The following is a 21,244-nucleotide window of genomic DNA, read 5'->3' as shown; positions in this document are numbered from 1 at the left end:
ATGTTTTTATAAGAATTTCTATGGATTATTTTTATCCAATTATACTATAAACAGGAAAATGATCGCTTACACCTCCAATGTAATTTTTACCAAAATATGTACGATTTGGCTCTTTTGATTTTTCATTTCTTTTACCAATTAAATAATCATTTGTATAAATTTTGGTTGTATGATATTTTATAGAATCTTTCTTTAAAAAACTAGAAGAAAACATAATTTGATCAAATAAATGCCACTTTCCTTGAAATTTTAAACTTCCCATATTCTTTGCAAACATTGGAAACATTGGATTGAATAAATCAGCTTTTTCTGTAAAATTATGGATTAAATCATTGCTTGGATTCTCATTAAAATCACCTAAAACAATAATATTTGCTTCTTGATTTTCTTCTCTGATTTCTTGAATTTTTTCAATTAAAATTTCTGAAGCTATAATTCTACCATTTTCTTTTTTTATAGAATTTTTTCTTTTTGAAGGCCAATGATTCACAAAAATATGTAAGATTTCTTCTTTGAATTTTCCTTTTACATAAAGAATATCTCTTGAAAATGCCTTTTTTGTTCCTGTTTTTTTAACAGGAATTTCATAAGGAGTTGCATCTATAACTTCCAAGTATTTAGGATTGTAAATAAAAGCAACATCAATTCCTCGATCATATTTAGAATTAAAATGAATGTATTTAAAATTAAAAGGTTTTAAAAAATGAAATGAAACAAGATCTTCTAAAATCTTTTTACTTTCAATTTCTGCGAGTCCAAGAAATAAAATTGGTAAATCTTTCTCTTTTTCTAATAATGAAATTGCTTTTGATACTTTTTCCACCTTTTTTTGATAACGATAATCACCCCATTTCATTCTTCCATTTGGAGAAAATTCATGAGGCTGACGAGCTTCATAAGGATGAACCTCAAAAAAGTTTTCCAGATTATAAAAAGCAATTTTATGCATAAAAAATTAAAATTTTAGTATTAAAAAAAGGCTATACGAATTCATATAGCCTTTGTGAAAAATATCTTTCAGAAATTATTTTTTGTTGTATAACATCGGATTTAATTCATCGTCATTATACATTTTCATTTGCTTGTATACTTTCATGTATTTTTTACCTTCAGAAATATCTTCTAATAAGTCATCAATTGCAGAAGATAAATCATTTCTTTGCTCTAAAAGAACGTTCAATTTTTCTTGACATTTCTGTCTGTGATCATCAGAAGCTGTTTCTCTCGTCGCTTCTTCGTTCATATGATAAATCTTTAAAGCAAGAATAGAAAGTCTGTCAATTGCCCACGCAGGACTTTCTGTGTTGATAGTTGCTCCTTCTTTCACAGTAACATCATTGTATTTGTGTAAGAAATAACTATCAATATATTCTACCATGTCTGTTCTATCTTGGTTAGAAGCGTCAATTTTTCTTTTTAAACTTAAAGCTTCCACAGGATCGATTTCAGGTAAACGAATAATATCCTCATAATGCCATTGAACTGTATCAATCCAACATTTTCTATATAACAAATGCTCTAAAGTATTTTTGTTGTAAATATTTTCAAAAGGTTGATCAACACTATCAATTACATGGTATTTTTCAATCACTTTATCAAAAATATTATTATAATCTTGACTCTTCATATTTATAGATTATTAGGTTTTTTATACAAATCTTCTTTCAATTAATGTCATTAAGCGCTCTTCATACTGTTCTTTGTCCGTCCAGTTATAATCTGGTTTAACCATTTTTGTGATGAAATATTTCGCTTCTCTTTCCGATTTTAATGTATTCAATTGCGAAAGAACGCGATTAAAATCTTCTTGACTATTATCAAATAAATGTTTTACAAAAGCAATTCGGTCATTTAATCCAATTTGAACAGTATTCTTAACCAAACGATCATTTAATGATTTTCTTTGGTCTAAAGAACCTAATTTTTCTGGATTTTCAAACATTTCAGAAGTTACATCAACAGAAACACTATTTCTTAATTCTTCTTCTAATGTTTTCTTTTGTGCTTCTTTTGCTTGTTGTTCTTTAAATGCTAATTCTTGCGCTTTTCTTTTTTCTTCTTCTAATTTTTGTTGTTGAAGTTTTAAAGCTTGTGCTTTTCTCAACTCTTCTTCTTGTTGCTGTTTTAACTTCAACTCTTGCGCTTTACGAAGTTGTGCTTCTTGTTGTAATCTTAATTCTTGCGCTCTTTTTAATTCTTCTTGCCTTTGAAGTTCTGCTTGTTGCTTTCTTTTTTCTTCTAAAATTCTAGCTTTTTCAGCTTCAGCTTCTTCTCTTGCTTTTTGTGGATTTTCTTTTGCTTTTTGTTTTGCAATTTCAAAATCCTTTCTTTGTTGTTCTGCTTGTTTTCTGATTGCTTCTAATTGCTCACGAACCAATTCAGCTTCCGTTTTTGGTTTTGCAGCTTCCGTAGGTTTTGGTGTTTCAATCTGAGGTTTTTCTACCTTTGGAGCTTCCATTTTCGGAGTTTCAACAACTGGTGCAGCTTCTTTTATTTTTGGTTCTTCCGTAATTTTTTCTTTTTGAATTACTTTAGAAATTGGTTTAGAAAAAACATCATCAGATTCTTCTTGAATCGTATTTTCTTTCGGTAATTCTTTTACAATTAAAGTAGGCTCATCATTCTTTACAACTACTTTTTCTTTCGCAACTTTTGGTGTAGGTTTTACAGGTTGACTTTTTGGAGTTTCTTCCTGAATTACTTCTTTAACAGCAGAAACAAGTTTTTCTTTGTTAACAACTTCTTTCGGTTTTGTTTCTGTTTTTGGTGTTGAATTTATTTTTTTGATTTCTTCAGAAAGTACTTTTTTTACTTCTGAAATAATCATTTTATCCTTTGCTTCTTTTTCTAAACGTTCTTTATTTTCAGCCGATTTTGCAATAATCTCTAATAATTCTTCCTTAGTTTCTGTCGCATTTGGAGTAGTTTGTTGGTAATAATCCAAAAATCTAAGAACAGATAATTTCTCATAAATGGCATGTGCTTTTTCATGAAGAGCCTTTACATCATCTCTATTTTTCATTTGTAAAATGCCATGAGCGATGCTTATTAATTCAGCTTCTAATTTTTTGTGCATAAGTTGATGACTTTAATTGAATGTTTAGTGCTTATTTTTAATAAATTTGTACGGTTTCCGAAAATTAAAGATATTAGATAACCTTTCAAGCCCGAAAATTACAAAATGTTTCTTGAAAATACAGTAAATCATACAGAACAATTTGGTTGGATCGAAGTAATTTGCGGTTCAATGTTCTCTGGTAAAACAGAAGAATTAATCCGCAGGTTAAAACGAGCGCAGTTTGCCAAACAAAAAGTAGAAATTTTTAAACCATCTATCGATACTAGATATGATGATGAAAAAGTTGTATCTCATAATTCGAATGAAATTCATTCTACTCCTGTACCTTCTTCTTCAAATATATTAATTTTAGCAGAAGGAATGGACGTTGTAGGGATAGATGAAGCACAATTTTTTGATGATGGAATCGTTGCTGTTTGTAATGAGTTAGCAAACAAAGGAATACGTGTAATTGTTGCAGGTCTGGATATGGATTTTAAAGGAAATCCTTTTGGACCAATGCCAGCCTTAATGGCAACCGCAGAATATGTTACGAAAGTGCATGCAGTTTGTACTAGAACTGGAAACTTAGCACATTATAGCTATAGAAAAGCACAAAGTGACGATTTAGTTTTGCTTGGTGAAACACAAGAATACGAGCCTTTGAGTAGAGCTGCTTATTTTAAAGCGATGCACGAACACGAGAATAAAGAAGAGGAAATAAAGAATGATGAAAAATAGTCATGTAACTGTTTTAGAAATTGATTGTAATGCTATTGCGCATAATGTAGCATATTTTAAATCGAAACTTAAAAAAGAAACACGTTTAGCAGTTGTAGTTAAAGCTTTCGGATATGGTTCGGATGCAATTGCAATTGCAAAGTTTTTAGAAACTAAAAATGTGGATTATTTCGCCGTTGCTTATGCAAAAGAAGGAATTGCTTTGCGTGAAGCAGGAATAAAATCGAAAATTTTGGTTTTACATCCACAAATGATCAATTTTGAACAAATCATTCAATATAATTTAGAACCTACAATTTATAATTTTTCTGTTTTAGAAGCTTTTGAGAAAACTGCTTCTGAACAGAAAATTGAAAAATATCCTGTGCATTTAAAAATTAATACAGGATTAAATAGATTAGGATTTACGCATCATGAGATTGAAGAATTAAGCAAAAGATTACCAAAAAATCCTTTTCTAAAAATTACTTCTATTTTCTCACATCTTGCAGCGAGTGAAGATCACGCTGAAAGAGAATTTACTTTAAGACAAATTAAAAAATTTAAAAAAGATGCTGATTTTCTTTCTAATCTTTTAGAAGAAAAACCATTTTATCATATTTTAAACACTTCAGGAATTCTGAATTATGTAGAAGAAGCACAATTTGGAATGGTGCGACTTGGAATTGGACTTCACGGATTTGGAAATATTGAAGAAGAAACAGAAAAATTAAAAAATGTAAATACATTAAAATCTGTGATTTCTCAAATTTCTTATGTAGAAGAAGGAAAAACTATTGGATATAATCGAGCATTTACAACTTCTGAAAAGACGAAATACGCAACAATTCCAGTTGGTCATGCAGACGGAATTAGTCGTCAATTGAAAAATGGAAGAGGTTTTGTCAAGATTCATAGACAAATGGCTCCAATTATAGGAAATGTTTGTATGGATATGATTATGGTGAATATTACAGGAATTGAATGTAAAGAAGGAGATGAAGTTGTAGTATTCGACTCGCAAACGACAATTGATTATTTCGCTAGAGAAATTGGAACAATTCCTTATGAAATTTTAACCGCAATTTCGCAAAGAGTAGAAAGAGTTTTAATTCCAGAAAAGAAATAATTTATTCTAATTTTAATAAAGATTCGGAATTCATTTAGTTTAATTTAAAAAATAAAAGTATGTCTTTAACATTAAAAGAAAAATGGGACATCGTTGTGAAAAAACTTTCCGAAGATTTTGGAGATGGTGAAGAATTAAATGTAGATGCAATTTTATATTTAATTGGTGTTCAAGAATTAGGTCAAGGTTCAAGAAGATTTAAAAAAGATGAAAAAGTAAATTTAATGCACATTGCCATCTGTAAAGTTTTAGAACCATTTGGTTATTATGAGTTTGATTTTATAGATAATGATGGTTGGCCACACTATAAAGAAAAAGAATCTTTACCATTTTTAAAGCCAGGAGAGCAAACAATATTGATGAAAGAAGCAATAGTAATGTACTTCGAATCTCAAGAATATATTTAGAAATTAAAATATTATTTTATTGATTTTCAGATATTTAGTAAATTATAAAAGAATTTTAAAAAGCTAAATCATGAAAATTAAAACATAAAAAAAGCCTTTTAAGATTTGTTTCTTAAAAGGCTTTGTACCTTGGGTGGGAATCGAACCCACACTCCCGAGGGAACTGGATTTTGAATCCAGCGCGTCTACCAATTCCGCCACCAAGGCTGGTAAAAAGTCAAGCAAATTTAGTAAATATTTTTGGTTTATTAACTAAGCATTTTTCAAATAATTTCTAAATTTGCGGCTTATAACAACACTATACTTTTAAGTACTTAAAACACAACTAAATAAAAAATGGAAAATATGCACCTTCCACCAAAAATTTTTGCTTGTTCACAGAGTTTAGATTTAGCACACAAAATAGCTAAAGAATACGGAGCTGAATTAGGAGATGTTAAACTTTCAAAATTCAGTGATGGAGAATTTCAACCTGCATTTGAAGAATCTGTAAGAGGACGTAGAGTATTTATTATCGGATCAACGTTCCCAAATGCTGATAATTTAATGGAAATGCTTTTAATGTTAGATGGAGCAAAGAGAGCTTCTGCAAGACATATTACAGCGGTAATTCCTTATTTCGGTTGGGCACGTCAGGATAGAAAAGATAAACCACGTGTAGCAATTGGAGCGAAATTAGTAGCAAACTTATTACAATCTGCTGGAGCAACAAGAGTAATGACAATGGATTTACACGCAGATCAAATCCAAGGTTTCTTTGAAAAACCAGTAGATCATTTATTTGCTTCAACAATCTTCTTACCTTATATCGAAAGTTTAGGTTTAGACGATATTACAATCGCTTCGCCTGACATGGGAGGTTCTAAAAGAGCTTATGCTTATTCAAAATACTTAAAAAGTGATGTTGTAATTTGTTATAAGCAAAGAGAAAAAGCAAACGAGGTTTCTACAATGGAACTTATCGGGAAAGTTAAAGGAAAAAATGTGATTTTAGTAGATGATATGGTTGATACTGCTGGAACACTTACAAAAGCTGCTGATTTGATGATGGAAAGAGGAGCGAAAAGTGTAAGAGCAATTACAACACATCCTATCTTATCAGGAAATGCTTATGAAAGAATTGATAATTCTGCATTAACAGAACTAATTGTTTCTGATACAATTCCGTTAAAAAGTAGTAGTTCTAAAATAAAAGTTGTATCTTGCGCCCCTTTGTTCGCAGAGGTGATGCATAAAGTGCAAGATAACACTTCAATTAGCGATAAATTTATTATTTAATTTTATATTTTATTTAAAATGCAATCAATAACAATCAAAGGATCTCTAAGAGAAAGCGTAGGTAAAAAAGCAACAAAAGCCTTACGTAATGCTGAAAAGGTACCTTGCGTATTATACGGAGGAGAAAATACTGTAAGTTTTTCAGCAGATGCTAAATCATTCAAAAGTTTAGTTTATACTCCGAACGTATACACTGCAACGATTGAAATTGAAGGAGGAGAAACTTATTCTGCTATTTTACAAGATATCCAATTTCACCCAGTAACTGACGAAATTTTACACATTGATTTCTACCAGTTATTTGAAAACAAAGAAATCGCAATGGATATTCCTGTAAGATTAACTGGAACTTCTCCAGGAGTTGTACGAGGAGGAGCTTTACGTCACAACATGCGTAAATTAAGAGTAAAAGCTTTACCAGCTAACTTACCAGATTTTATTTCTGCTGATATTTCAGGATTAGAAATCGGAAACAAATTATATGTTACTCAAGTTGGTAATGAAAACTATTCTATCATGCATCCAGATAACACTGTAGTTGCTCAAGTTAGAATGTCTCGTAACGCTAAAAAAGCTGAAGAAGCAGAAGAAAATTAATATTCTTCTTGTTGATAAAACTAAAAACCACTTCAATTTTGAAGTGGTTTTTTTATGATGGATATTTTAAATTTAATGCTTCTAAAGTTTCTAATACTTTTTTTGCAATTAAATAATTTCGATACCATTTTTCATCCGCAGGAACAATTTCCCAAGGAATTGGTGTACAACAATAATTAAAAATTTTCTCATAAGTTTGTTGGTACAAATTCCAAAATTTTTCATCTTTCGAATCCTCTGGACTATATTTCCATTTCTTATTCGGATTTTCCAATCTTTTTGCAATTCTCTTTTTTTGTTCTTCTAAAGAAATATGTAAGAAAAATTTGATAATAATTGTATCATTATCTTTTAAATGATTCTCGAAATGATTCATTTTTTCATAACGTTTCTCAATTATTTTTTCATCTAAAAGTTCATGAACTGTTGGAACTAAAATGTCTTCATAATGAGATCGGTTAAAAATTTGAAACATTCCTTTTGCTGGAGTTTCTTTATGAATTCGCCATAAAAAATCGTGAGAAGCTTCTTCTTCTGTCGGAACTTTAAACGATTTTACTGTACAACCTTGTGGATTTAAACAAGAAAAAACATGACGAACTGTTCCATCCTTTCCCGCAGTATCCATTCCTTGAAGAATAATTAATAAACTAAATTTTTTAGAAGCATAAAAAACATCTTGAATTTTGAATAATTTTTCTTTTAATTCTTCTGTTTTTGTTTCAATTTCTTGTCTTGAAATTGATTTTTCTGGTTTCGTTGGAATGTGTTTTAACTTCTTCATAATTTCTTTGTTTTTCTTCTTAAAAGTTTAAAAGCTCCCATTTTTACAAAATTATTTACAGTGAAACACACTACTGCATAAGCCCAAATAAATCCTGCATATTTCCATCCGATAGCTGGCATTAATAAACCATAAGCAGCAAAAAATGTTGCTAAAATTTGAGTTGAAAAAGTAGGGATAAAAAGTTTTGGAGAAGGATATGGTTTTTTCCAAAAATGTTTATCCCAAGTTCTTGTCAGATACAGTGTAGAATGTCCGTCAACACTTAATTTTAAAAACATTAAAGTTTGAATAATATGCTCAGGAAAATGATGTTCTTCCAAATAATAGAATAAAATGAAAGATTCAATTAATCCAGCAAAACCAACTGCTGCTGCAACTAACATTACTTCCCGCATATTCCATCGAACAGGTTTTTTACTTGTTTCAGCATTATCATAAGCAATCATCATAATTGGAATATCATTTAATAAAGCAAGAAGAATAATCATAATTGCTGTCAAAGGATAAAAATTGAAAACAATAATCGAAAGCGACATAAAAAGAATCACACGAATTGTTTCTGAAATTCGAAAAGTTGCATAAGATTTCATTCGTTCAAAAACCAATCGAGCTTCTGTAATAGCATTGATAATAACAGAAAGTCCAGGAGCAATTAAAACAACATCAGCAGCAGCTCTAGCCGCATCTGTTGCACCAGAAACAGCAATTCCTGCATCTGCTTTTTTCAAGGCTGGCGCATCATTTACACCATCACCAGTCATTGCAACAATATAATCGGCTTTTTGTAATTCATCAATGATAAAATACTTGTCTTCTGGAAAAACTTGTGAGAATCCATCAGCGTTTTCAATTGTTTCAATGATTTGCGATTCATGTTTTCGAATATGTCCATGTGGTAAATTTGCCTCCTTTAATTCTTTTACAACTTCTTCTACTAAATCATCCTGAAAATGTTTAATTTCTTGCTCTGTTGATTTTGGAGCAAGTTTTTTATACAATGCTCCACCAATCACTTCTGCCAGAATAGAAAGTTCTTTATTTGCACCTTCATGACGAAGTTCTTGTGTATCTAAAATATTTTCTCCAATATTTAATAATGAAGCAATTTCTTTTGCAATTGCTTGATTATCTCCTGTAATCATTTTTACTTGTAAGCCAAGTTTTTTCGCTTTTGCAATAGTAGATTTTGAATCTGTTCTAGGAGGATCAAAAAGTGGAATTAAACCAATGAAATCAAACGATTTTTCTTTTTCATTCTTTTTTGCAACACCAATTGTTCGATATCCTTTTTTTGCAAACTCATAAACTTTTTGATGAATTTCTTTTTCTAATTTTTCGTCTTCACAAAGGGAAGCGATGATTTGTGGAGCTCCTTTTGTCACTGTGAATTTTTCAGAATGATTTTGAATATCAGCTACAGTTCTTTTAATTACAGGGTCAAAAGGTGTAAATTTTTCTTGTGTAAATTCGGTGATTTTATCTTTAAGTTTTAATTTATCAATTTTTTCAAAAATCGGAATTTCAATTGGATCTTTATTTTCTTTTTTACTAGCTAAAGCGGCATAGAGATATAAATCTTGTTCAGTAAAATCATGAAACAAAACTGGATCTGCTGTACTCATTTTATTTTGTGTTAAAGTTCCAGTTTTATCACTACAAAGAACTGAAACTCCAGCAATTTCTTCAATGGCTGCTAAGCGACTTACAATTGCTTGTTTTTTTGCCAAATTAATTGCTCCGATTGCCATGGTAACAGATAGAACTGCTGGCATTGCAACAGGAATAGATGCGACAACTAAAACGAGAATAAATCGGAGAACCTCCATGATTGGATCATGTCGGAAGAGAGAAACGATAATTAAGATAATAGCTAAACAAATAGTAAGCATAATTAGCCAATTTCCAATTTTAAGAACTGCTTTTTGAAAATGACTTTTTTGTTCTTTTCCAGCTTTAATTACAAGAGAAGCACTTTTTCCGAAATAAGTATTCATTGCAGTTTCGGTAACAATTGCTTCCATTTCACCAACTTTAATAACAGAATTACTATAGGCAATATCACCGACAGATTTATGAACAGGAAGAGATTCACCAGTTAGAGCAGCTTGATCAATTTGTACAAATTCACCACCGATTAAAACAACATCAGCAGGAACAACATCTCCAATTTTTAATTTAATAATATCACCAGGAACTAAGAATTTAGCTTCAATTTCAACAAATTTTCCATTTCTTTTGACCAAAGCTTTTTTAGCCAAAGTATTTTTTAAAACTTTTAAAGCACTTAAAGCTTTTGCTTCTTGTGCAAAATCGATGATAACATTTACGAGAAGAAGAATAACGATAATTGTAAAATCATCCCATTTTTTTGCAACAGCAGAAAGAATTGCGGCAATTTCAATCATCCAAGGAATTGGTCCCCAAAGTCTTTTTATAATTCGTTGAAAAATAGATTCTTCTTTTTCAGGAATTTCATTAAAGCCATATTTTTCTAATCTAACTTTACTTTCTTTCTCGGATAAACCTTTTTCTACATCTGATTTTAAATCAGAAGCGATTTTTTTCCAATCTTTCTTTTCCTTTTTATTATCTCCCATAATGTAATCTGTTGAATTTATAAAAAGCTGATTTGCTTAAAGTTAAAGCTTTATTTTTACATTTTAAAATAGAAGAAACAGAATACTATGAGAAGTTTATGATTGTTAATTAAATATTGATAACTGATTGATTTTTAGTATAGTTTTAAATTTTTTTTAAGGTTTTAACAAAGCTTTAACTAATTATACATACTAAACGTAGTCATATAGTTAATTTTGAAACCAAATTTTAAACTAATCAAGATATGAAAAAAATTGTTCTATCTATGTTTGCCGTTGCGACTTTATATAGTTGTAAGACTTTAAAAACGGATAAAAAGGTAAATTCTCCAATTGCAACTACAATTGATTTAGTAGATGTACAAGATGACAAAGTAAAAGTTACTGTTGATCCTCAAAAAATTAAATCAGAAACAATTGTTTACCATGTTCCTAAAATTGTTCCTGGAACGTATCAGAATTATGATTATGGACAATATTTAGAAAATTTCAAAGCATATGATTATAATGGAGAAGAATTAGAAGTAAAAAAATTGAATGTTAATTCTTGGGAAATCCAAAATGCGAAAAAATTAGATAAGATTGTTTATTTAACAAATGATACGTATGATACAGAAAAATCAAAAGGAGAAGATGATGTAGTTTTTTCACCTGCGGGAACTAATTTTGAAAAAGATAAAAACTTTGTTTTAAATCTTCATACCATGATTGGATATTTTGAAGGAATGAAACAATCACCATATGATTTGACGGTTTTAAAACCTGAAAATATGTATGGAAGTACATCTTTACAACAGATTAAATTATCTGAAAATACAGAACGTAAAGGAAGAGATGTTTTCCATGCAAGTCGTTATTTTGATATAATTGACAACCCAATTATGTATGATACGACTCCAGAAATTACTTTTAATGTAAATGGAATTGATATTTCTATCAATGTATATTCTCCAAATGGAACTTATAATGAAGAAAGTTTAAGAGAGCAAATGAACAAAATGATGAATGCTCAGAAGACGTTCTTAGGAGAAATGAATACAACAAAAAAATATAGCATTTTAGTGTATCTTTCTACTTTAGCTGATAATGATGCGCAAGGTTTTGGAGCTTTAGAACATCATACTTCTACAGTTGTTGTAATGCCAGAACAAATGCCTCAAGCTTCATTGATGCAATCTTTAACAGATATTGTTTCTCATGAGTTTTTCCATATAGTGACTCCATTAAATGTACATTCAGAAGAAGTTCATTATTTTGATTTTAACAAACCAAAAATGTCACAACATTTATGGATGTATGAAGGAATCACAGAATATTTTGCGAATTTATTTCAGATTAATCAGAAGTTAATTAGCGAGCAAGATTTTTATAATAGAATAGCTGGAAAAATTAAATCTGCACAAGGATTTAACGATACGATGTCATTCACAGAAATGAGTGAAAATGTATTAGAGGAGCCATACAAAGCGCAATATGCAAATGTGTATCAAAAAGGAGCTTTAATTGGAATGGCTTTAGATATTCAGTTGAGAGAATTGAGTAATGGAGAAATGGGAATTTTAGATGTAATGAAAAAACTTTCCTTAAAATATGGAATGGAAAAACCATTTATTGATAATGAAATTATTGCAGAAATTACAGAAATGACGTATCCAGAAATTGGAGAATTCTTTACAAAACATGTAAAAGGAAATTTACCAATTGATTATAATACATTATTTGAAAAAGTAGGATTAAGTACACAAGTTTCTCAATCTCCAGTTTCTTATTTATTGAATGGTCAAGTTCCATTTATCGATGTAGTGAAAGGATCAAAAGAGATTTATTTCCCTGGATATTTAGGAACGAATTCAGGATTACAAGCTTTAGGTGTAAAAAGTGGAGATATATTAAAAGAATTAAATGGTGAAGCATATAATTTAGATAATGTACAGCAATTAATTTTCGCTTCTATGGCAATAAAAGAAGGAGATGCAATCCAAATGAAAGTTATGAGAGATGGAACGGAAGTAACTTTAACTGGAAAAGCAATTCAGCCAACAGTTGAAAAATCGGAATTAAAAGCTTTAGATTTACCAGAGTCAGATGCAAAAGTAAAATTAAGAAAAGCTTGGATGTTTAATTAAAATATCCAATTTTTAAATAACTATCGGGTAAATAAAAACTCCTAAGATGAATTTCTTAGGAGTTTTTTATTGTTAATGAGTTTGTTGTCTAAATTACTTTAATTGTAAGATTTGAGAACCTACTAATCTTCCTTCTAAGTAAATGTTTGCAGTGTATACACCTTTTGTAATTTTCTTTCTATCAACATTGATAGCAGAAACAACTTCTAAATCTTCTTTTTCATAAAGTACAGAAGTATGATCGATATATTCTACAACAGTTCCATCTTCGATAGTGATGTTTCCAGTAGTTTCAACTGGCGCACCATTTGGTCCTAAGATTTCAATATAAACATCTAATTCTTTAGAAGTAGCGATTAAATTTTCTCTAATTAAACAGCTAATTCTGAAAACGTCTGTAGTTCTAGATTTTGTTGTAAGTTTTAATTTACCATTGCTACGTTCTTTCATTGCAACGATTTGAACATTATCAATACTTAATCTAGCACCGATTGCGATTTTTCCTTCAAGTAAAGATTTCTCTTGACCTAAATCAGAAGCTAATTTACTTTGACTTTCTAAGTCAGCTTTCGTAGTTTCTAAATCAGTTTTTAATAATTCGTTTTCTTTTTTGATTCTTTCATTCTCTTTTTCCAATTTTTCTGCTTTCTTTTTAGCAGCCCAGTAACGATTCTTATACTTTTTTAAATCAGCAAGAGTAATATCGTTCTTTTTGCTTAATTCAGCGATTTGCTCATCGTAACTTGCAATTGTTGCTTGGTATTCTGTTTGTAAGCTATCATTTGCAATTTCTAAAGTTTCGTAGCGAGCTTTTTCGCTTTTTAAGTTCTCAATTAATTGTGTTTTTTCATCTTTAATATGAGCGACTACTTTTTGGTGTTCTGTTCTTGACCAAAACATGTATCCAACAGCACCTAATAATAAAACTGCAAGAATAATTATTACAATTTTGTTTGATGATTTATTATTATTTTCTTCCATTTATAAGACTATTTTGATTTTAATTACTTAATTTTTAACAAAACTAATATTTATTAATTTATTTCCCATATTTTAAATTAAAAATATTTTCAATCTCCTTTGACAAAACCCGTGCCATAATTCATTGTAAAACATGTGTTAAAAAAATATTAACTAAAAATTCTTCTTTAATATTTTCTTAACTTAACGGAGTAAAGTCATAATTAGTTACAAAGATGAGTATCGTATCACCAATCATTGATTTATTTTACCCTCAATACTGTCTCGGATGTTTTGAAGAGATCTCGGATGATAATTTTAACATCTGTTTGAATTGTAGAACGAATTTACCAGTTACAAATTATAGTAATGTTGAAGAAAATGATTTAAAAAAGTTATTTAAGGGTAAAATTCCTTTAACACATGCGACTTCCCTTTATTTTTTTTCAAAGAAAGGAAAAATTCAAAATTTAATTCATGTTTTAAAATATAAAAACAAGCAAAAAATAGGCGAGTTTTTTGGTGAATTATTAGGTGAAGAAATTTTAAATAGTAAATATTTTTCTACAATTGATTATGTAATTCCGATTCCACTTCACCAACAAAAATTTAAAATTAGAGGTTATAATCAGAATACGTTATTTGGAAAAACATTATCTAAAAAAATTGACGCACATTATTGTGAGAAAAATGTAAAAAGAATTAAAAATACCGAATCTCAAACGAAAAAAAATACGGAAGAACGATTTAAAAACACGCAAAATATATTCGAGATTCAAAATCCAGAAAAATATGAAAATAAACATATACTTCTTATTGATGATATAATCACAACAGGAGCGACGATTGAATCTTGCTCTAAAGAATTATTGAAAGTGAAAAACATTAAAATAAGTATTGCCAGCATCGCTTTTGCACACTAAAATTATTGTTTTTTTTATGTAATTTGGCAAAATAAATTGTTTATTTGCAACAAAATAAATAAGAATGAAACAAAGGTTATTTTATATCATTTTTGCCGTTACTTTATTAGCCGTTAGTTGTGCGAAAAGAGGAATGCCAAGTGGTGGACCAAAAGATGAAACAGCGCCTTATTTAGTTTCCGCTTCACCTAATAATGAAACAGTTAATTTCGACAGCAAAAAAGTTCGAATCAATTTTAATAAATATGTAAAACTTCAGGATTTATTTAATCAGTTGATTATTTCTCCTCCAATGGAAAATATGCCTGAAATTACACCTGTTGGTAGTGCAACGAAATTTATTAATATTAAAATTAATGATACACTTGCGAAGAATACAACCTATATTTTCAATTTTGGAAATAGTGTTGTAGGAAATAATGAAGGAAATATTTTGCACGATTTTAAATATGTTTTCTCAACGGGAAATTATATTGACTCGTTGACAGTTTCTGGAAATGTTGTGGATGCATTTGATAGAGAAACAGAAAAAAATGTTTCTGTTTTGCTTTATGAAGTAAATAATAAATTTACAGATTCGATTATTTATAAAGAAAATCCAAAATATATTTCAAACACTTTAGACTCTACATATTTTCAGTTTACAAACTTAAAAGCTGGAAAATATGTAATGGTTGCTTTAAAAGGTGGATCGCAGAATTCTTATAAATTTAATCCGAAAACAATGAAGATTGGATTTGTTTCTGAGCCAGTTACAATTCCAACAGATACGATGTATACAATAAAATTGTTTAAAGAAGAGTTACCATTACAAGTGTATAAACCAAAAGAAGAATATCAAGGAAAATTAGATTTTGGTTATGAAGGAAATGCTGATAGTTTACAAATTGATGTGATTTCTGAAGTTCCATCTGATTTTACTTATTTTATCACAAAAGAGAAAGAAAAGGATACTTTAAATTATTGGTTTAAACCTTATGAGGGAATTGATTCGCTAAGTTTTAATGTACATAAAAAAGAATATGCTGAAGATTTTACAGTGAAACTTAGAACGAAAAAAATAGATTCTTTAAATGTTACAAATAATGTGACAAGAGATTTACACTTAAAAGATACGTTTAATATTTCAGCGAATATTCCATTAATTTCTGTGGATACTACAAAAATTCAACTTTTTGAGAAAGATTCTGTTGAAGTTACTCAGAAAAATATATATTTATCAAAAGATAAAATCAATTTATACATAGATTTTAAGAAAAAACAGAATGAAAATTATAAAATCGATTTTCTTCCTGGCGCTTTAAAAGACTTTTTTGAAGAAACAAATGATACGCTTCAATATAGATTCCAAACGAAATCAATTGCAGATTATGGAAATTTATTTTTAGATATTGAAGGTGTAGAAAAATATCCGATAATTGTTCAACTATTAGATGAAAATGATAATGTTTTACAAACTATTTTATCTGATAAAATGGAAACGATTAAATTTGATCAGTTAGAGCAAAATTCATATGCTCTTAGAATTATAATAGATGAAAATAAAAATGGAAAGTGGGATACAGGAAGCTTCTTAAATAAAGAGCAACCTGAAGAAGTTTTTTATTATAATTCTAAAATTAAAATTAGACCAAACGCTGATATTTTTGAAAAAGTTATTTTAAAATAATAATTGCTTATAAATTAATATATACACGAGAATAAAATGAAATACACAATCCCCACAATTATTATTCTGTTTTTAAGTTCAGTTTATTTTTCAAAATCTTACTCCCAATTTGGAGCTAGTTTTGAATTAGGAGGTTTTGTAGGGCCTGCTTCCATAAAAACAGATTACGGTGAAAGACATCATTTCGAAGGATATGTTGGTTTTACTGCTGGAGTAGTAAACTATATCAATTTTACAAAAATAGATGGATATTCTAGAAGATATAGCTTCTTTAATGAGCATTTCAGAATTAAAAATGAATTATCATTAATGTATTCTTCATTAGAACACACAGGAAAATACGTTGAAGATGATAGAACTTCGTACAATGCTGAAAAGTTAAGAGCAATGACTGGAAGTACTATGATCATAAACTTATCTACTGGATTTGAATTTCATTTAAAAGAAATTTCAGATTTTGAAGGAGGAATTTATAGAGGATTCAATTGGTCACCTTATGTTGGAATTGGTGCTGGATTAAGTTATTATAATCCTGAAATGGAATCTTCTTTAGGTGATTGGGAAGTTGATAGAAGTATACTTTACGATAAATGGAGTAAAGTAGGAACTGTTGATATGGATCCAGGAATTGATTTTTCAACAACTTTTAGTGCTGGAACACGTTTTAAAGTTAGTGAGAATTCAAATATTCTTTTAGAAGCAAACTGGAGATTATTCTGGTCTGATTGGATTGATGGATTAAATGCAAGAGCTGTTGAAAATAAATATAACGATTGGGCTTTTGCTGTACAAATCGGTTATATCTTCCATTTATAAGAAATTCAATAATCTTTTTTAAAGAAATATACTACCCATGAATACTTATTTCATGGGTTTTTTTATATAAAAAAATAGCGTTTTAAAAAACAATTTTTAAATAGAGGAAGAAAAGAAATAAGAATTCAATGCTTTATCATTTTTTTAGTTGAATTCTTAGTGCAGGTTTTTTAACAGTTTCGTAATTTTGTGGTTACCTTAAAAATTTAGCATGTCAAAATTTCATACACTTAAAATAAAAGAAATAAAGCAAGAAACAGAAAAGGCTGTTTCCATTGCGTTTACTGTGCCAACGGATTTGGCTTCTACTTTCAGTTTTATTCCTGGACAGTATATAACTCTAAAAACAGAAATTAAAGGAGAAGAAGTAAGAAGAGCTTATTCTATTTGTTCTTCTTCTTCAAGTACAGAATTAAGAGTTGCAGTTAAGGCTGTAGAAAAAGGATTATTCTCAAACCATGCAGTTTCTATTTTAAAAGAAGGAGATTCTTTAGATGTTGCGCCACCAGAAGGAAAGTTTGTATTAGAAACAAATGCTGCAAATACTAAAAATTATATTGCATTTGCCGCAGGAAGTGGAATTACACCAATTATGTCGATGATTAAATCTGTATTAACACAAGAAATGAGTAGTAAATTCGTTCTTGTTTACGGAAATAAATCTGAAGAAGATGCTATTTTTAAGGCAGAACTTGACGCTTTAGTTGCTACATATCCGAAGCAATTAGAAATCCAATATGTGTTTAGTAAGAAATTACACGATGGTGCATTGTTTGGAAGAATTGATAAGTCTGTTACAAATTTATTAGTGAAAAATAAACATAAAAATATTTCATTCGATGGCTATTTCTTATGTGGACCAGAAGCAATGATTAATACAGTAACAGAAACATTAAAAGAAAATAATGTAGAAGCTGGAAAAATTCATTTTGAATTATTTTCTGTTGCCGAAGCTACAGGAAGTGATGCTACAAAAAACTTAGATGGAAATTCTTTAGTAACCGTTGTTTTAGATGATGAAGAAACAACTATTGAAGTTTCTAAAAAGGAAATTTTATTAAATGCAATGTTAGACAAAGATTTAGATGCTCCTTATTCTTGTCAAGGTGGAATTTGTAGTTCTTGTATCGGAAAAGTTACAGAAGGAAAAGCTGTGATGGATAATAATGCAATTCTAACGGATTCTGAAATTGCAGATGGATACATCTTAACTTGCCAAGCGCATGCAACAACAGATAAGTTAAAAATCGATTTTGATGATGTATAAAATACAGTAAATCAAAATAAAATATTATTTTATAAATTCCATGTTTAACCCCAAAAAAGCTAAGGTTTCACATGGAATTTGTATTTTACCAATAATTATATTTCAACTATTTTATGCTAAATGACATTTTAAAAGCAATACCAATTGGATTTGGTCTTTCGTTTATGATTGGACCAGTATTTTTTATGTTACTTCAAACAAGTATTATCAAAGGTGCAAGAGCTGCAATTGCCTTTGATTTAGGAGTGATTTTCGGAGATATTTTTTTCATTTTGGTTGCTTATTTTGGAAGTCAACAACTTTTAGAAGAAATTAAAGATGATCCACGATTGTATTTTTTTGGTGGAGCAGTTTTATTCTCTTATGGTTTGATTTCTTACATTCAAAAAAAGAAAGAAAAAGAAAATAATATAGAAAGTGTTGATAAAAAAGCAATTTCTAAAAAAAGTACTTACGGAAAATTATTTATTAAAGGCTTTTTTCTAAACTTTATCAATATTGGTGTTTTAGGTTTTTGGCTTTTAATTTTAATCGGAATTGGTCCGCAATTAGATTTTGATTCTAAAAGAATTTTCAACTTTTTTGCAGTGATAATCTTAAGTTATTTTATTACAGATTTAGGAAAAATATTTTTAGCAAAACAACTTCAGAAAAAATTAACACCTAAAGTTATCTTAAAAATAAAACATGCTGTTGCTATAATCATAATGATTTGCGGAATTCTTTTATTGATTAAAGGATTTATACCAAATAAAGACCTTGGAATTGAATAAAAATGAATTCTTTCCAAAGTTTTAAAAACTAACAATCGATTCTAGTAAAACACTGAAAAATATTGAATTTTTACATTTAAATTATTTGTAATTTAGCGTCAATTATTAATAACACAATTCATAATGAAGACTACAGACAATATTAAAGAAACATTACATAAACTAGGTCTTAAAGAATTAAATCACGGTGTGTCTACAGGTTCTGAGAACTTTGGAGGTGGTGAAGAAATCACTTCTTATTCGCCAGTAGATGGACAATTAATCGGAAAAGTAACTTCTGCGACAAAAGAAGATTACGAAAGAGTGATGGAATCAGCGACTTCTGCTTTCAAAACTTTCCGTACAATGCCAGCACCACAAAGAGGTGAAATCGTTCGCCAATTTGGAGAGAAATTACGTGAATTAAAACAACCACTTGGAGAGCTAGTTTCTTACGAAATGGGAAAATCTTTACAAGAAGGTTTAGGAGAAGTTCAAGAAATGATCGATATCTGTGATTTCGCAGTTGGTCTTTCTCGTCAATTACACGGATTAACAATGCATTCTGAGCGTCCAGGACACAGAATGTATGAGCAATATCATCCACTAGGAGTTGTAGGAATTATTTCTGCATTTAACTTCCCAGTTGCTGTTTGGGCTTGGAATACTGCTTTAGCATGGATTTGTGGAGATGTTTGTGTATGGAAACCATCTGAAAAAGCACCATTATGTGGAGTTGCTTGCCAAAATATTATCGCTGAAGTATTAAAAGAAAATAATTTACCTGAAGGAATTTCTTGTTTAGTAAACGGAGATTATAAAGTTGGTGAATACATGACAGCTGATAAAAGAGTTCCTTTAGTTTCTGCTACTGGTTCTACAAGAATGGGTAAAATCGTTGCACAAGCTGTTGCAGGAAGATTAGGTAAATCTTTATTAGAATTAGGAGGAAACAACGCTATTATCGTTACTCCAGATGCTGATGTGAAGATGACTGTAATCGGAGCTGTATTTGGAGCTGTTGGAACAGCAGGACAACGTTGTACTTCTACTCGTAGATTAATCATTCACGATTCAATGTATGATAAAGTAAAAGATGCAATTGTTGATGCTTACAAACAATTACGTATCGGAAACCCATTAGATGAAAATAACCATGTTGGTCCACTTATCGATAAAGATGCTGTTAAAATGTATCAAGATGCTTTAACTAAAGTTGTGGAAGAAGGTGGAAATATCTTAGTTGAAGGTGGAGTTTTAGAAGGTGAAGGTTACGAAAGTGGATGTTATGTGAAGCCAGCAATCGCTGAAGCTGAAAACCATTTCGAAATCGTTCAACACGAAACTTTTGCTCCAATCTTATATTTAATGAAATATTCTGGAGATGTTGAAAATGCAATCGAATTACAAAATGGAGTTGCTCAAGGTCTTTCTTCTGCAATCATGACTAACAATTTAAGAGAAGCGGAAAGATTCTTATCTGCTGCTGGATCTGATTGTGGTATTGCAAACGTAAACATTGGAACTTCTGGAGCTGAAATCGGTGGAGCTTTTGGAGGTGAAAAAGAAACAGGTGGTGGACGTGAGTCTGGATCTGATGCTTGGAAAATCTACATGAGAAGACAAACAAATACAATCAATTATACAACGGAATTACCTTTAGCACAAGGAATCAAATTCGATTTATAATAGATTTTACATAAAAAAATAAAAGCTGGATTTTTTAAATTCAGCTTTTTTTATTCTAACATATCTAGTTTGTGAATTACGTCTGTAATTCCTCGATTGTAATAAATTAAATTTCCTTTGAAATAAAAAATATCATACGTCAGAAATTCTATATTTTTTCCTTTTGGTTCCATTCCAAGAAAACATTCTTTATCGTGTTTTCCTGTAAATTTTAAAACCAACAAAACTTTATTTTTTTCTGCAAAAAGATCTTCGATTTCCACTTTTAAATCAGAAAAACACTGATTTAAAATTGCATTTAATGTTTTTATACCTTCAACATCATGAATATCTAATTCGTCTATAATAAAATGACTTTCCATGTCCTCTGTACAGATTTCATTCATATAATCAGGATTATCTTTTATAAAGACTTCATCGACTAAAGATTTTACGATTTCTAATTTTTTAGATGACATATTTATTGTTT

The 21,244-nt window shown here is 29.5% G+C and carries 19 protein-coding genes and 1 tRNA gene; 12 read left to right on the top strand and 8 right to left on the bottom strand.

The features are described from left to right. Positions 1-31: 31 nt before the first annotated feature. The 3 genes from I1A51_RS04055 to I1A51_RS04045 form a co-directional block, all read right to left on the bottom strand. Positions 32-949, bottom strand: coding sequence for an endonuclease/exonuclease/phosphatase family protein (locus I1A51_RS04055; protein ID WP_196891338.1), 918 nt, complete (start codon positions 947-949; stop codon positions 32-34). Positions 950-1,024: 75 nt separating this feature from the next. Next, positions 1,025-1,627, bottom strand: a complete 603-nt coding sequence (locus I1A51_RS04050; RefSeq protein ID WP_196891337.1) for a DUF4254 domain-containing protein — start codon at positions 1,625-1,627, stop codon at positions 1,025-1,027. A gap of 21 nt (positions 1,628-1,648) precedes the next feature. Further along, positions 1,649-3,076 (bottom strand): hypothetical protein, encoded by a 1,428-nt coding sequence (locus tag I1A51_RS04045; protein WP_196891335.1) that lies wholly within the window; start codon positions 3,074-3,076, stop codon positions 1,649-1,651. 105 nt (positions 3,077-3,181) lie between these two features. Between I1A51_RS04045 and I1A51_RS04040 the strand changes: the two genes are divergently transcribed. From I1A51_RS04040 to I1A51_RS04030, 3 genes are read left to right on the top strand one after another with little or no spacing between them, the layout of a single operon-like run. Then, entirely contained in the window at positions 3,182-3,799 is a 618-nt protein-coding gene (locus I1A51_RS04040) for a thymidine kinase (protein ID WP_196891334.1), read from the top strand. After that, the gene (gene alr, locus I1A51_RS04035) at positions 3,789-4,907 is read left to right on the top strand and encodes an alanine racemase (protein WP_196891332.1); all 1,119 of its coding nucleotides are present in this window, start codon (positions 3,789-3,791) and stop codon (positions 4,905-4,907) included. The genes I1A51_RS04040 and alr overlap by 11 nt, the downstream gene beginning before the upstream one ends. A 59-nt stretch (positions 4,908-4,966) precedes the next feature. Continuing rightward, a complete protein-coding gene (locus I1A51_RS04030; protein ID WP_196891331.1) occupies positions 4,967-5,314 on the top strand; it encodes a hypothetical protein in 348 nt (115 codons plus the stop codon). A gap of 125 nt (positions 5,315-5,439) precedes the next feature. Here I1A51_RS04030 and I1A51_RS04025 read toward each other — a convergent pair. Then, positions 5,440-5,521 (bottom strand) — tRNA-Leu (locus tag I1A51_RS04025). A 129-nt stretch (positions 5,522-5,650) separates the two neighbouring features. Between I1A51_RS04025 and I1A51_RS04020 the strand changes: the two genes are divergently transcribed. Further along, positions 5,651-6,592, top strand: coding sequence for a ribose-phosphate pyrophosphokinase (locus tag I1A51_RS04020; protein ID WP_196891329.1), 942 nt, complete (start codon positions 5,651-5,653; stop codon positions 6,590-6,592). A gap of 18 nt (positions 6,593-6,610) precedes the next feature. Beyond that, the gene (locus I1A51_RS04015) at positions 6,611-7,189 is read left to right on the top strand and encodes a 50S ribosomal protein L25/general stress protein Ctc (RefSeq protein ID WP_196891327.1); all 579 of its coding nucleotides are present in this window, start codon (positions 6,611-6,613) and stop codon (positions 7,187-7,189) included. A 52-nt stretch (positions 7,190-7,241) separates the two neighbouring features. On the opposite strand, the gene I1A51_RS04010 is transcribed toward I1A51_RS04015, so the two are convergent. Further along, positions 7,242-7,973, bottom strand: coding sequence for a PPK2 family polyphosphate kinase (locus tag I1A51_RS04010; RefSeq protein WP_196891325.1), 732 nt, complete (start codon positions 7,971-7,973; stop codon positions 7,242-7,244). Then, on the bottom strand, positions 7,970-10,573 hold the full coding sequence (locus I1A51_RS04005) for a plasma-membrane proton-efflux P-type ATPase (RefSeq protein ID WP_196891323.1): 2,604 nt from the start codon (positions 10,571-10,573) through the stop codon (positions 7,970-7,972). Before I1A51_RS04005 ends, I1A51_RS04010 begins: the two co-directional genes overlap by 4 nt. A gap of 245 nt (positions 10,574-10,818) precedes the next feature. On the opposite strand from I1A51_RS04005, the gene I1A51_RS04000 reads away from it, so the two are divergent. Beyond that, on the top strand, positions 10,819-12,699 hold the full coding sequence (locus tag I1A51_RS04000) for a M61 family metallopeptidase (protein WP_196891322.1): 1,881 nt from the start codon (positions 10,819-10,821) through the stop codon (positions 12,697-12,699). Between the two features lie 93 nt (positions 12,700-12,792). On the opposite strand, the gene I1A51_RS03995 is transcribed toward I1A51_RS04000, so the two are convergent. After that, positions 12,793-13,680 carry a hypothetical protein gene (locus tag I1A51_RS03995; protein WP_196891320.1) on the bottom strand — a complete coding sequence of 296 codons (888 nt, stop codon included), beginning with the start codon at positions 13,678-13,680 and terminating at the stop codon, positions 12,793-12,795. A 215-nt stretch (positions 13,681-13,895) separates the two neighbouring features. Between I1A51_RS03995 and I1A51_RS03990 the strand changes: the two genes are divergently transcribed. The 6 genes from I1A51_RS03990 (at position 13,896) to amaB (ending at position 20,775) form a co-directional block, all read left to right on the top strand. After that, entirely contained in the window at positions 13,896-14,582 is a 687-nt protein-coding gene (locus tag I1A51_RS03990; protein WP_196891318.1) for a ComF family protein, read from the top strand. Between the two features lie 64 nt (positions 14,583-14,646). Beyond that, positions 14,647-16,251: an Ig-like domain-containing protein gene (locus I1A51_RS03985; RefSeq protein WP_196891316.1), complete on the top strand. Its 1,605-nt coding sequence runs from the start codon at positions 14,647-14,649 to the stop codon at positions 16,249-16,251. Positions 16,252-16,287: 36 nt separating this feature from the next. Beyond that, positions 16,288-17,067, top strand: a complete 780-nt coding sequence (locus I1A51_RS03980; RefSeq protein ID WP_196891315.1) for a THC0290_0291 family protein — start codon at positions 16,288-16,290, stop codon at positions 17,065-17,067. 211 nt (positions 17,068-17,278) lie between these two features. Further along, positions 17,279-18,334 (top strand): ferredoxin--NADP reductase, encoded by a 1,056-nt coding sequence (locus I1A51_RS03975; RefSeq protein WP_196891313.1) that lies wholly within the window; start codon positions 17,279-17,281, stop codon positions 18,332-18,334. 113 nt (positions 18,335-18,447) lie between these two features. Beyond that, positions 18,448-19,107 carry a LysE family translocator gene (locus I1A51_RS03970; RefSeq protein ID WP_196891312.1) on the top strand — a complete coding sequence of 220 codons (660 nt, stop codon included), beginning with the start codon at positions 18,448-18,450 and terminating at the stop codon, positions 19,105-19,107. Between the two features lie 123 nt (positions 19,108-19,230). Then, positions 19,231-20,775 (top strand): L-piperidine-6-carboxylate dehydrogenase, encoded by a 1,545-nt coding sequence (amaB, locus tag I1A51_RS03965; RefSeq protein WP_196891310.1) that lies wholly within the window; start codon positions 19,231-19,233, stop codon positions 20,773-20,775. A 50-nt stretch (positions 20,776-20,825) separates the two neighbouring features. Here amaB and I1A51_RS03960 read toward each other — a convergent pair whose 3' ends face one another. Next, positions 20,826-21,233, bottom strand: a complete 408-nt coding sequence (locus I1A51_RS03960) for an ester cyclase (protein ID WP_196891308.1) — start codon at positions 21,231-21,233, stop codon at positions 20,826-20,828. Positions 21,234-21,244 lie beyond the last annotated feature (11 nt).

Source organism: Aureivirga marina (assembly GCF_015767265.1).
Classification (GTDB): domain Bacteria; phylum Bacteroidota; class Bacteroidia; order Flavobacteriales; family Flavobacteriaceae; genus Aureivirga; species Aureivirga marina.
The sequence above is the reverse complement of the archived record's forward strand: the minus strand, read 5'-3'. Positions and strand labels throughout refer to the sequence as shown.